Here is a 12,069-nt window from a genome sequence, read left to right as displayed (position 1 = left end):
ACGGGTGACGACGGTGCTGTTCGTGCACGGCACGGGCGTGCGCGAGCCGGGCTACACCGGCTCGCTGGAGCGGGTCAGGGAGGGGCTGGCGGCCGTCCGCCCGGACGTCGTGGTGGCCCCCTGCTACTGGGGCGGGAGCGCCGGGTCGGCGCTGCGCGCGGACGGCCTGTCCGTCCCGGGGTACGGCACCGGGCGCGCCGCCCCGGGCGAGGCGGACCCGGACGCCGGGGACGTCGAGTTCTGGGGCCTCCTCTACGTGGACCCGCTGCTCGAACTGCGGCTGGTCGCACCGGAGCCAGGAGCGCGGACCGAGCTGGCGCCGGGCGCCGTCCCGGCGGGCGAGGCGCTCACCGCCGCGGCCCTGGCGCTCTCCGGCGACGACGCCCTGCGCGGGCCGCTGGACGCGGCGGGGATCGGCGGGGAGTTCGCCGCCGCCGTGGCCGCCGTGCTGACCTCGCCGGACGGCCGGGACTTCCTGCGCTCCCCCGCCGCCGCCACCGAACCTGACGTGCTGGCACGGGCGTTCGTCGCCGAGGCGGTGCGCCGCACGGCCGCCCGCGAGGCCGCGGCACCGGCCTTCGACGGAGCCGCCCGGGACGCGGCGGTCGACCGGATCACCGCCCTGCTCCCCGGGGACGCCGCCGGGACCCACCGGGGTCCGGTGACCCGCCGGGTCGGGAAGCTGGCCGGGCGGCTGGTCCTCGGGCTGGCCTCCGCGCAGGCGGTGAAGCGGCGGTCGGCGCTGACCGACGCGGCCCACCCGGCGGCCGGGGACGTGCTGCTCTACCTGGCCAGGGGCGAGGCCGTCCGGGAGGCCGTCGCGGCGGCGGTCCGGGCCGCGGAGCCGCCGGTGGTGATCCTGGCGCACAGTCTCGGCGGCATCGCCTCGCTCGACCTGCTGGTGCTGCGGGAGCTGCCGGAGGTGGCGCTCCTGGTCACCGTCGGCTCGCAGGCGCCGTTCCTGTACGAGCTGGGGGCGCTGCCGAGCCTGGAGCACGGCGCGCCGCTGCCCGCGCGCGTACCGCCCTGGATCAACGTGTACGACCGGCGGGACCTGCTGGGCTACGTCGGCGCCGGACTGTTCCCCGGCCGGGTCAGGGACGTCGAGGTGGACGGCCGCCAGCCCTTCCCCCTGGCGCACAGCGCCTACTGGGGCAATCCGGAGCTGTACCGGCTGCTCGCGGCGGAGCTGCCGTGACGGGGGCCCGCCCCGGGCGGACGCACGCCCTGGTCGTCGGGGTGGAGCGGTACGCGGCGGGCCCGGCGTGGGACCTGCCGGGCCCGGCGGCGGACGCCCGCCGGTTCACCGCCTGGCTGCGGCGGCGCGGGGTGCCGGCCGGTCAGGTCTCGCTGCTGCTCGCACCGCTCCCGGGGGCGGGCGGGCCCGCGACCGACGTCCCCGAGGGGCCGGCCGGGCGGGAGGCGGTGCAGGAGGCGCTGACCCGCCTGCTGCCGGCCCGGGAGGGCGACCTGCTGTGGGTGTTCTGGGGCGGTCACGGCGTCACGGACCCGCAGGGGCACCGCCGGCTCTTCTACGCCGACGCCACCGGGGACGACCGGCGCAACCTCGACCTGGACGCCTGGCTGACCGCCTTCACCACCGACCTGCTGCCCGGCTTCCCCCGCCAGGTCTGGCTGGTGGACTCCTGCCAGACCTTCGTGGAGGACCTGGGCTTCGCCCGCGCCCTGCCCGCCGAACTCCCGCCGGGCGGCGAGCGGTTGCCCGGCCGCGAGCAGTCCGTGCTGCTCGCCGCCGGCCCCGGGCAGCGGGCCGCCAACGATCCGGTGCGGCAGACCGGGGCGTTCTCCGACGCGGTGCTGTCCGCCCTGGACGCGGCGGACGGCGGGACGTGGCCGCCCGATCCGGGCGCGCTCGCGGAGGCGGTGGCCGCGCGGTTCACCGGCGGGGCGGGGGCGGCCGCGGGCCAGCGCCCCACCTCGCTCTGGTACCGCTCGGGAGCGGGTGACGAGCGGCTGCTCACGCTCCCCGCCCAGCGGAGCGCGGAACGGAGGGTGCCGGACGAGGCGCTCCCCGAACTCATCGGCCTGCTGAGCGGCTCCCCGGGCATGGCCGACCAGCAGCAGCGGCAGCTCGTCGTGTCCATGCTTCCGGTGGAACTGGCCGGTTCCATCCCCCGGTTCGGGGCGACCCGGCCCGACGTCGTCAGCATCGTCCGGTCCTGCCGGCGGCACCCCGGCGGCCTGGCCGCCCTAGTGGAGGCGGTCTCGCTGATCGAGGCGGGCTCGCCCGAGGAGCGGGCCGTGGCGGAGTGGGCGAGACGCTGGATCTGGCCGGATTCCAGGGGTTGACCGCCCTGATCACGCCCTTCCGGAACCCCGGGGGCTGAGCCATCATGAAGAGTGACGGGGTTCAGCGTGGTGAGGGGGAACCGATGCGCACGTCCACGGAGAACGTGGGATCCGAACTGGTCGATCTGAGCGAGGTCCCGCTGTCGGCCCTCCGCACCCAGAGCCCGCTCCTGCACGCCTCCTCGCTGGACCGGCTGCTGCGTCAGATCGAGCGGCCCCGGGTCAACTTCGGCGAGCAGGAGGGTCCCGGCGGCGGGAACTGACGACGGGGCACCGCCCACCGGACCGGCTGGACGGCCCGGCGGCAGCGGCCGACGGTTCCGGGAGGAGATCGGTGCAGACCGCCGGAGGACACGAGCCCGCCCGCGCCGTGCACCATCACCTCGTCCCCTCGGAGCACTTCGACGCCCTGGCCTCGGGCCGGGGCGGTCCGGAGGCCGTCCGCTTCCTGCGCACGACCGAGTACAGCCGACGGCTCCTGCTGCTGCGGTCCCTGCTCGACGACGCCGCCCGGACGCCCGGGGCGCTGGGCCCGCTGCCGTCCGCGGACAGCGCGTGGGAGACGCTGGCCGCCGCCCAGGAGCGGACGCCGGAGGAGTTCCGGGAGCTGCTGCTCCATCCGCAGGTCGGCGTCTGGCTGGGGCACGGGCTGCGCCGGCTGCGGCACACGGCCTGGGGCGACGGGCCGCTCTGGACGGACCTCGGGCACCTGTTCGCGGTGTGCGCGGTGGCCGCGCTGCGGGCCGGCCTCCCGCTGCGCACCACCGTGCCACTGCGGGACGGCGACGCGATGTTCCCCACGCTGGGGCTGGCCCGGCTGCCGGGCCGTCCGCGCTGGGCCACGGCGGAGGTGGTGGTGGAGGCGGGCCGGCTGACGGTCGAGCCGCACCGCGAGCGCGTGGGGCCCGGGCCCTCGGGGCCCGGGGACGACGCGCCGGGCTGGCTGGGGCTGCGGCGGCTGCGGGCGCGGGCGGCGGGACGCCCGGTGGACGTGTGGCTGGACGACCTCGATCCGTACCGGGAGCTGGGCGACCCGCTGCCGCCCGACCGTACGGGTCCGGAGGGGGCGGCCCGCTGGCAGGCGGGGTTGGGGCGGGCCTTCGAGGTCCTGGAGGAGTGCGACCCCGAGACGGCGGCCGCCCTCGGGGCGGGACTGCGGAGCCTCACCCCGGTGCCGGCTCCGCCGAGCGGCCTGGTCCGCAGCGCCTCCTCCGGGGACGCCTTCGGCGGGCTGCTCAGCTCGCTGCCGCCGGACCCGGTCACCTTCGCGGTCACCCTCGTGCACGAGTTCCAGCACACCAAGCTGGGCGCGCTGATCCACCTGCTGACGCTGGAGCGGGACGACGGCGCGGCCCGGCACCACGCCCCCTGGCGGGACGACCCCCGCCCTCTGAACGGTCTGCTCCAGGGGGCGTACGCGTTCCTCGGCATCGCCGGCTTCCGCTCCCGCCACCTCGACCTGGCGCCCGCCGCCGGACGGGCCTTCGCCGAGTTCGAACTCGCCCTCGTCCGGCGGCAGACGCGGGAGGCCATCGCGACGCTGGCCGCCGATCCGGCGCTGACCGCGCACGGCCGCCGCTTCCTGGCGGGCATGACCGCGCGGCTGCCGGCCCGGCCGGCCGACCCCCGCGTCCGGCCGGGCGTGGACGCGCTGGCCGCGCTGGCCGCCGCCGACCACCGCGCCGAGTGGCGGATCCGGCACCTGGCCCCCGCGCCCGAGGACGTCCGCGCCCTGGCCCGGGCCCACGCGTCGGGCGCGCCGCCCGGTTTCCGCCCCGCCGCCGCCTCCGTCGTCCCCGACCCCGACGGGAGCTGGTCGCACACCCGCGCCCGGCTGATCCGGCGCACCCTGGGCGGCACCGCGCCCGACCCGGGCCCCGGCGCCCCCGCGGCCGGTCTGGCCCTGCTCTCCGGCGACCCGTCGGCGGCGGACCGGTACGGCCGATTGCTGGCCGAGGACCCCGAGTCCCCCGAGGCGTGGGCGGGCCTGGTCCTCTCCCTGGCCACCGCAGACCCGGCCCTCCGCCCCCTCCTCCACCACCCCGAGCTGCTGCGCCCGCTCCACCGCGAACTCCGCGCCCGGGGCACCCCCGCCGCCCCCGCGGCCCTCGCCCGCTGGCTCGCCGCGCACCGTCTCTGACCCTGCCGCGATCCCGGCGCACCAGCCCCGGCACCGCACGCGCGCGGGCCGCCCAGGACGGCTACCGACCAGCGGTTTCCCCCGATGTGACACCTTCTCGGGCTGCCGGGACACGGAACGGACGCGGTCCGTCCCGACCCCTCGGCGTTCGGAGTGGTGTGCGGCGTGTCACACGCGGGAGTCGTGGGATCGCCGTGGGATCATCGTCACGGCTCCGCGCTCACGTTCCGCCCGAAAGCCCGGGCCGAGAAGGCCAGGGCCCGGCGAGGCAGGCCGGGAACATCCGTTTCGCCGCGCCGACGCGAAGCGAACGCCGCACGCGAAAACATCCCTCCAGGGACGTTTTCACAGTTCAGAACGTTTTTCTTCGGTGGGGCGGGTGGGACTCGAACCCACGGCCGACGGATTATGAGTCCGCTGCTCTAACCGGCTGAGCTACCGCCCCTGACACCGACGCGCGTACAAGTGTGCGCGCCGTCCTGCCGCAGCATAGCCGCTCATACGATCTCCTGCTCCGGATGATCGGGACGATCGGTGCTGCTCGACCATGAAGACCACGGACGGGAGCGGATGGTTCCAGGAAACGCGAAAGAGGACCCCTGAGGGTCCTCTTTCGCTCTGCTCCCCCGACTGGACTCGAACCAGTAACCCTCCGGTTAACAGCCGAATGCTCTGCCAATTGAGCTACAGGGGATCGCGCTCCCCCGACTGGACTCGAACCAGTAACCTGCCGGTTAACAGCCGGCTGCTCTGCCAATTGAGCTACAGGGGATTGCTGCGTTGCACCGAACGGTCCTGCCCGGGTCCTCCCGGGCGGCGGGCGCTCGCTGCGAGACATACATTAGCGCAAGCAGGGGGGTGCTCCGCCAATCGGTATCCCGGGACATCCCCAGGACCCTCCAGGGAAGGATCGCAGCGTGCGGTACAAGCTGACGTTCGTCGCGGGTCTCGCGCTCGGCTACGTGATCGGAACGCGCGCGGGACGCGAGCGGTACGAGCAGATGAGGAAGGCCGCCAAAAACTTCACGCGGAACCCCGCGGTGCGCAACGCCGCCGAGTCCGCCGCGCAGACCGGCCGCCAGTACGCCGGGAAGGCCGCGCACGTCGTGGGCGACAAGGTGGGCGACCGGCTGCCCTCCTCCGTCACCGACCGGGTGTCCGCCCTGCGCGGCCGCGCCCACACCAACGGGCAGATCCGCGAGGACGACGACTGGGGCACCAGCAACACCTGACCCGGATGAGCCCCGCGTGCGGCAGAATCGGGTGTCATGGGGATAGTCGCGGGACTCGACAGCTCTTCTGACGCCACGCGCATCGTCGTCTGTGACACGGACACGGGCGCCGTACTGAGGCAGGGCCATGCCCCGCACCCGGTCGACGCCAAGGCCACCGACATCGACCCACAGGCCTGGCTGCTCTCGCTCGGGGAGGCCGCGACCGGCGGGCTCCTCGAAGGCGTGGAGGCCATCGGCGTCTGCGCCCAGGCGCACGGCGTCGTCCCGCTCGACGACCGGGGCGGCCTGGTGCGCCCCGCGCTGGTCGGCAACGACAAGCGGGCCCAGGTCGCCGTAGCCGACCTCGTCGAGGCGCTCGGCGGGCGCGAGGCCTGGGCCGAGGCCGTCGGCGGCGTCCCCCAGGCCGGGCTCCCGGTCGCGAAGCTGCGCTGGCTGGCCCGTACGGAACCCGAGCAGGCCCGGCGGATCGCCGCCGTCCTCCAGCCGCACGACTGGCTGGTCTGGCAGCTCCTCGGCCGCCCCGCCCGCCGCACCACCGACCGCGGCGCCGCCTCCGGCACCGGCTACTGGTCCGCCCGCACCGGCGCCTACCGCCCCGACCTCGTCGAGCTGGCGCTCGGGCACCGGGTCGCGCTGCCCGAGGTCCTCGGCCCCGCCGAGCCCGCCGGCACCACCCCCGAGGGGCTGCTGATCTCGGCCGGCACCGGGGAGACCATGGCCGCCGCCTTCGGGCTCGGGCTCGGCGCGGGCGACGCCGTCGTCTCGCTCGGCGCCTCGGGCTCCGTCATGGCCGTCCACCACGAGGCGCTGGCCCCCGGCGCCGCGCTCACCTCCTACGCCGACGCCACCGGGATGCACCTGCCGGTCGTCTCCGTCACCAACGCGGTCCGCACCCTGCGCGGCACCGCCGAACTGCTGGGTGCCGAGTCGCTGGACGAACTGTCCGCGCTGGCCCTGAAGTCCACGCCCGGCTCCTCCGGCCTGGTGCTCCTCCCCTACCTGGAGGGCGAGCGGGTCCCGCACCTGCCGCACTCCGCCGGCACCCTCACCGGACTGCGCCGCGAGTCGATGAAGCCCGAGCACCTGGCGCGGGCCTCCTTCGAGGGCATGCTGTGCGGGCTCGCCGACGCCCTGGACGTGCTGCGCGGCCGGGGCGTCGAGGTGCGCCGGATCTTCCTGCTGGGCGCCGCGGCCTCGCTGCCCGCCGTGCAGGCCCTGGCGCCCGCGCTGTTCGGCGCGCAGGTCGTCGTCCCCCAGCCGGCCGACTACGCGGCGCTCGGCGCGGCCCGGCAGGCCGCCTGGGCCCTGGGCGTCGCCCGCGGCACCCTGGCGCCGTCCGCTCCCCCGGCCTGGCAGGGCGCCGCCGCGCAGATCCTGGAACCGGGCGACGAGCTGCCGGCGGGCCAGGCGGTGCGCCAGCAGTACGTCGCCGCCCGGGAGCAGATCCACCCGGGCGCCTTCGGCGGCTGACGGCACGGCGCGCCGGGCGGTTCGTAAAGTCTTTCCCAGGGCTCGGCCGCCCGCGCGGAACTCGGTCGTAACGGTCCGGGCCCTCGGGCGATAGTGGGAACCGTGCTCATAAGACTTCTCCGAACCCACCTGCGGCCCTACCGAAAACCCATCGCCCTGCTCGTCCTGCTCCAGTTCCTGGCGACCTGCGCGAGCCTCTACCTGCCGACCCTGAACGCCGACATCATCGACGAGGGCGTCGTCAACGGCGACACCGGCTACATCCTGCGGTTCGGCGCGCTGATGATCGGCGTCTCCGTGGTGCAGGTGCTGTGCAACATCGGGGCCGTGTACTACGGCGCGCGGACCGCCTCGGCGGTCGGCCGTGACGTGCGCGGCGCCGTCTACGACCGGGTGCAGTCCTTCTCGGCGCGCGAGCTCGGCCAGTTCGGCGCGCCCTCGCTCATCACCCGGACCACCAACGACGTCCAGCAGGTCCAGATGCTGGTCCTGATGGCGTTCACCCTGATGGTCTCCGCGCCCATCATGTGTGTCGGCGGCATCGTGATGGCCCTCGGCCAGGACGTGCCGCTGTCCGGCGTGCTGCTCGCGGTGGTGCCGGTGCTCGGCGTCTCGGTCTCGCTGATCGTCAAGCGGATGCGGCCCCTGTTCCGCACCATGCAGGAGCGGCTCGACGCGGTGAACCGGGTGCTGCGCGAGCAGATCACCGGCAACCGGGTGATCCGCGCCTTCGTGAAGGACGGGTACGAGGAGGAGCGCTTCCGCGGCGCCAACGGCGAGCTGACCGGCGTGTCGATGGCGACGGGCCGGCTGATGGCGCTGATGTTCCCGACCGTGATGACGGTGGTGAACGTCTCCAGCGTGGCCGTCGTCTGGTTCGGCGCGCACCGCATCGACAGCGGCGGGATGGAGATCGGCGCGCTGACCGCCTTCCTCGCCTATCTGATGCAGATCGTGATGGCGGTCATGATGGCCACCTTCATGTTCATGATGGTGCCGCGCGCCGAGGTGTGCGCCGAGCGGATCGAGGAGGTCCTGGGGACCTCGTCGAGCGTGGTGCCGCCGGCCGAGCCGGTGACGGCGCTGGAGCGGCGCGGGCACCTGGAGGTCAGGGCGGCGGACTTCCGCTACCCGGGCGCCGAGGAGTCCGTGCTGCGGGACGTGGAGCTGGTGGCCCGGCCCGGGGAGACCACCGCGATCATCGGCTCCACCGGCTCCGGCAAGTCGACCCTGCTGGGGCTGGTGCCCCGGCTGTTCGACGTGACCGGCGGCGAGGTCCTGGTCGACGGGGTGGACGTGCGGAAGCTGGACCCGGCGCTGATGGCGCGGACGGTCGGGCTCGTCCCGCAGAAGCCGTACCTGTTCTCCGGGACGGTGGCGACGAACCTGCGCTACGGCAACCCGGACGCGACCGACGAGGAGCTGTGGCACGCCCTGGAGGTGGCGCAGGCGGCCGACTTCGTCCGGAAGCTGGAGCACGGTCTGGACGCGCCGGTCGCGCAGGGCGGCACCAACGTGTCGGGCGGTCAGCGGCAGCGGCTCGCGATCGCGCGGACGCTGGTCCAGCGGCCGGAGATCTACCTCTTCGACGACTCGTTCTCCGCGCTCGACTACGAGACGGACGCCCGGCTGCGGGCGGCGCTCTCGGACGAGACCTCGGACGCGACCGTGGTGATCGTCGCCCAGCGGGTGTCGACCATCCGGGACGCCGACCGGATCGTGGTCCTCGACGAGGGCCGGGTCGTCGGGACCGGGCGCCACCACGAACTGATGGCGGCGAACGAGACGTACCGGGAGATCGTGCTCTCCCAGCTGACCGAGGCGGAGGCAGCCTGATGGCCGGTCCTGGTGGACGCATGATGGCCGGGGGCGCCCCGGGTGAGCGGTCGATGGACTTCAAGGGGTCGTCGAAGCGGCTGCTGCGGCAGCTGGCGCCGGAGCGCACCGCGCTCTGGGTGATGCTGCTGGCCGGCGTGCTGTCGGTGGCGGGCGCGGTCGTCGGCCCGAAGGTGCTGGGCGCGGCGACCGACCTGATCTTCGCGGGCGTGGTCGGGCGGCAGCTGCCCGAGGGCGTGACGAAGGCGCAGGCGCTGGAGAGGCTGCGGGCGGACGGCGACGGCGGGATGGCCGACATGCTGTCCGGGGTCGACTTCACGCCCGGGCGGGGGATCGACTTCGGCGCGGTCGGCGAGGTGCTGCTGCTCGCCCTGGCGGTGTACGTGGTGGCGGGCCTGCTGATGCTGGTCTCCACCCGGCTGTCGATCAAGGTGATCAACCGCACCGTGTACCGGATGCGGGAGGACGTCCAGACGAAGCTGTCGCGGCTGCCGCTGTCGTACTTCGACAAGGCGAAGCGCGGCGAGGTGCTGTCCCGGGCGACCAACGACATCGACAACATCTCGCAGACGCTCCAGCAGTCGATGGGCCAGCTCGTCAACTCGCTGCTGACGATCGTCGGCGTGCTGGCGATGATGTTCTGGATCTCGCCGCTGCTCGCCCTGGTCGCGCTGGTCACGGTGCCGGTGTCGGTGGTGGTCGCGGCGAGGATCGGCAAGCGCTCCCAGCCGCACTTCGTGCAGCAGTGGAAGTCCACGGGCGCGCTCAACGCGCACGTGGAGGAGATGTACACCGGGCACACGCTGGTGAAGGTCTTCGGCCGGCAGGACGAGGCCGCGCGGGGCTTCCGCGAGCAGAACGAGGCGCTGTACGAGGCCGGGTTCAAGGCGCAGTTCAACAGCGGCATGATGCAGCCGGTGATGTTCTTCGTCTCGAACATCAACTACGTGCTGGTGGCCGTGGTCGGCGGGCTGCGGGTGGCGAGCGGCACGCTCTCCATCGGTGACGTGCAGGCCTTCATCCAGTACTCGCGCCAGTTCTCGATGCCGCTGACGCAGGTGGCGTCGATGGCGAACCTGGTGCAGTCGGGCGTCGCCTCGGCGGAGCGGATCTTCGAGCTGCTCGACGCCGAGGAGCAGGAGCCGGACGCGCCGGTCTCCGAGGAGAAGCGCGACTTCAAGGGCAAGGTGGCCCTGGAGCACGTCTCCTTCCGCTACGAGGCCGACAAGCCGCTCATCGAGGACCTGTCGCTCACCGTGGAGCCGGGCCAGACGGTCGCGATCGTCGGCCCGACGGGCGCCGGCAAGACCACCCTCGTCAACCTCCTCATGCGGTTCTACGAGGTGACGGGCGGACGGATCACGCTGGACGGGACGGACATCGCGTCGATGTCCCGGGAGGAGCTGCGGGCCGGGATCGGCATGGTCCTCCAGGACACCTGGCTGTTCGGCGGGACGATCGCCGACAACATCGCGTACGGCGCCACCCGCGAGGTGACCCGGGCGGAGGTCGAGGAGGCCGCGCGGGCGGCCCACGCCGACCGCTTCGTCCGCACCCTGCCGGAGGGCTACGACACGGTCGTGGACGACGAGGGGGCGGGGGTCAGCGCGGGCGAGAAGCAGCTGATCACCATCGCCCGGGCGTTCCTGTCGGACCCGGTGATCCTCGTCCTCGACGAGGCGACGAGCTCGGTGGACACCCGTACCGAGGTGCTGATCCAGAAGGCGATGGCCCGGCTCGCGCAGGGCCGCACCTCCTTCGTGATCGCGCACCGGCTCTCCACCATCCGGGACGCGGACGTAATCCTGGTGATGGAGAACGGCTCGATCGTGGAGCAGGGCACGCACGAGGAGCTGCTGGTCGCGGGCGGGGCCTACGCCCGGCTGTACGCGGCGCAGTTCGCGGAGGCGGTCGCCGAGGTCGACTGACCGGGGCGTCCGCCGCGAGGGGCCCGTGCCGGGTGCGGCGCGGGCCCTTCGCGCGTCTCAGTCGAGGTAGCCGCGGAGCTGGTCGGCGTAGGTGTGGTCGCGGAGTTTGCCGAGGGTCTTGGACTCGATCTGGCGGATCCGTTCGCGGGTGACGCCGAAGATCCGGCCTATCTCCTCCAGGGTGCGGGGGCGGCCGTCGTCGAGGCCGTAGCGGAGCTGGACGACCTTGCGCTCGCGCTCGCCGAGGGTGGACAGGACGTCCTCCAGGTGGCGGCGGAGGAGCAGGAAGGCGGCGGACTCGACGGGCGAGGCGGCGTCGCCGTCCTCGATGAGGTCGCCGAGGTCGACGTCCTCCTCCTCGCCGACGGGGGTGTGCAGGGAGACGGGTTCCTGGGCGAGCCGGAGGACCTCGACGACCCGCTCGGGGGTGAGGTCGAGGTGGGCGGCGACCTCCTCGGCGGTGGGCTGCCGGCCGTGTTCCTGGAGCAGGTGGCGCTGGACCCGGATGACCCGGTTGATGAGTTCGACCACGTGGACGGGGACGCGGATGGTGCGGGCCTGGTCGGCGAGGGCCCGGGACATCGCCTGCCGGATCCACCAGGTGGCGTAGGTGGAGAACTTGTAGCCGCGGGCGTAGTCGAACTTCTCGACGGCCCGGATGAGGCCGAGGTTGCCCTCCTGGACGAGGTCGAGCATGGTCAGGCCGCGGCCGACGTACCGCTTGGCGACGGAGACGACGAGGCGGAGGTTGGCCTCGATGAGCTTCCGCTTGGCGATCCGGCCGAGGACGACGAGCCGGTCGAGGTCGTACGCGAGCTGCGAGTCGAGGTCGGGGGCGAGGGCGAGTTTCTCCTCGGCGAAGAGGCCGGCCTCGACGCGGCGGGCCAGCTCGACCTCCTCCTCGGCGGTGAGGAGGGGGATGCGGCCGATCTCGCGGAGGTACTGGCGGAAGAGGTCGGCGGAGGGCCCGTTGCCCCCGGGGTCGGCGGTGCGGCGCCGCTGGGCCGGGACCTCGGGGACCTCCGGGAGTCCGGGGAGTTCGTCCCGGTCGTCCGGGTCGGTGCTCTGGATCTCGGTCTGCACGGCGGGCGACCTCCAGGAGGGGCGGAACGGCTCCGTCACCCAGTGTGGGGTACGACACATCGCCGCC

At 74.1% G+C, this 12,069-nt stretch carries 9 protein-coding genes and 3 tRNA genes; 8 read left to right on the top strand and 4 right to left on the bottom strand.

Annotation, left to right across the window (positions count from 1 at the left end; all coding sequences use genetic code 11):
• Positions 1-4 precede the first annotated feature (4 nt).
• The 4 genes from ACF1ED_RS20375 to ACF1ED_RS20360 all read left to right on the top strand — a co-directional run bounded on the left by ACF1ED_RS20375 (position 5) and on the right by ACF1ED_RS20360 (position 4,450).
• On the top strand, positions 5-1,198 hold the full coding sequence (locus ACF1ED_RS20375) for a hypothetical protein (RefSeq protein WP_391762296.1): 1,194 nt from the start codon (positions 5-7) through the stop codon (positions 1,196-1,198).
• Positions 1,195-2,310 (top strand): caspase family protein, encoded by a 1,116-nt coding sequence (locus ACF1ED_RS20370; protein ID WP_391762294.1) that lies wholly within the window; start codon positions 1,195-1,197, stop codon positions 2,308-2,310. Before ACF1ED_RS20375 ends, ACF1ED_RS20370 begins: the two co-directional genes overlap by 4 nt.
• A gap of 83 nt (positions 2,311-2,393) precedes the next feature.
• Complete coding sequence (locus ACF1ED_RS20365; RefSeq protein WP_391762292.1) at positions 2,394-2,573, top strand: hypothetical protein; 180 nt, start codon at positions 2,394-2,396, stop codon at positions 2,571-2,573.
• Positions 2,574-2,644: 71 nt separating this feature from the next.
• On the top strand, positions 2,645-4,450 hold the full coding sequence (locus tag ACF1ED_RS20360; protein ID WP_391762290.1) for an HEXXH motif domain-containing protein: 1,806 nt from the start codon (positions 2,645-2,647) through the stop codon (positions 4,448-4,450).
• Positions 4,451-4,821: 371 nt separating this feature from the next.
• Here the strand turns inward: ACF1ED_RS20360 and ACF1ED_RS20355 are convergent.
• The 3 genes from ACF1ED_RS20355 to ACF1ED_RS20345 form a co-directional block, all read right to left on the bottom strand.
• Positions 4,822-4,895, bottom strand: a tRNA-Ile gene (locus ACF1ED_RS20355).
• Between the two features lie 176 nt (positions 4,896-5,071).
• Positions 5,072-5,144, bottom strand: a tRNA-Asn gene (locus ACF1ED_RS20350).
• 5 nt (positions 5,145-5,149) lie between these two features.
• Positions 5,150-5,222: transfer RNA gene (locus ACF1ED_RS20345), tRNA-Asn, on the bottom strand.
• 145 nt (positions 5,223-5,367) lie between these two features.
• Between ACF1ED_RS20345 and ACF1ED_RS20340 the strand changes: the two genes are divergently transcribed.
• The 4 genes from ACF1ED_RS20340 (at position 5,368) to ACF1ED_RS20325 (ending at position 10,919) form a co-directional block, all read left to right on the top strand.
• Positions 5,368-5,682 carry a YtxH domain-containing protein gene (locus ACF1ED_RS20340; protein WP_391762288.1) on the top strand — a complete coding sequence of 105 codons (315 nt, stop codon included), beginning with the start codon at positions 5,368-5,370 and terminating at the stop codon, positions 5,680-5,682.
• Between the two features lie 36 nt (positions 5,683-5,718).
• Positions 5,719-7,155: an FGGY family carbohydrate kinase gene (locus ACF1ED_RS20335; RefSeq protein ID WP_391762286.1), complete on the top strand. Its 1,437-nt coding sequence runs from the start codon at positions 5,719-5,721 to the stop codon at positions 7,153-7,155.
• Positions 7,156-7,257: 102 nt separating this feature from the next.
• Positions 7,258-8,991, top strand: a complete 1,734-nt coding sequence (locus ACF1ED_RS20330) for an ABC transporter ATP-binding protein (RefSeq protein WP_391762284.1) — start codon at positions 7,258-7,260, stop codon at positions 8,989-8,991.
• Positions 8,991-10,919: an ABC transporter ATP-binding protein gene (locus tag ACF1ED_RS20325; protein WP_391762282.1), complete on the top strand. Its 1,929-nt coding sequence runs from the start codon at positions 8,991-8,993 to the stop codon at positions 10,917-10,919. Before ACF1ED_RS20330 ends, ACF1ED_RS20325 begins: the two co-directional genes overlap by 1 nt.
• A 57-nt stretch (positions 10,920-10,976) precedes the next feature.
• Here the strand turns inward: ACF1ED_RS20325 and ACF1ED_RS20320 are convergent, their stop codons facing one another.
• On the bottom strand, positions 10,977-12,002 hold the full coding sequence (locus ACF1ED_RS20320) for an RNA polymerase sigma factor (protein WP_391762280.1): 1,026 nt from the start codon (positions 12,000-12,002) through the stop codon (positions 10,977-10,979).
• Positions 12,003-12,069 lie beyond the last annotated feature (67 nt).

The organism is Streptomyces sp. NPDC014656 (assembly GCF_043084305.1).
Taxonomy (GTDB): domain Bacteria; phylum Actinomycetota; class Actinomycetes; order Streptomycetales; family Streptomycetaceae; genus Streptomyces.
Note: the sequence above shows the minus strand (reverse complement) of the source record. Positions and strands in the feature narration are given on the sequence as shown.

What these genes read in the sequence shown, in the direction of transcription:
- ACF1ED_RS20365 (WP_391762292.1), top strand. Translation starts at nt 2,394, where the DNA reads ATGCGCACGTCCACGGAGAACGTGGGATCCGAACTGGTCGATCTGAGC.
- ACF1ED_RS20335 (WP_391762286.1), top strand. Translation starts at nt 5,719, where the DNA reads ATGGGGATAGTCGCGGGACTCGACAGCTCTTCTGACGCCACGCGCATC.
- ACF1ED_RS20325 (WP_391762282.1), top strand. Translation starts at nt 8,991, where the DNA reads ATGGCCGGTCCTGGTGGACGCATGATGGCCGGGGGCGCCCCGGGTGAG.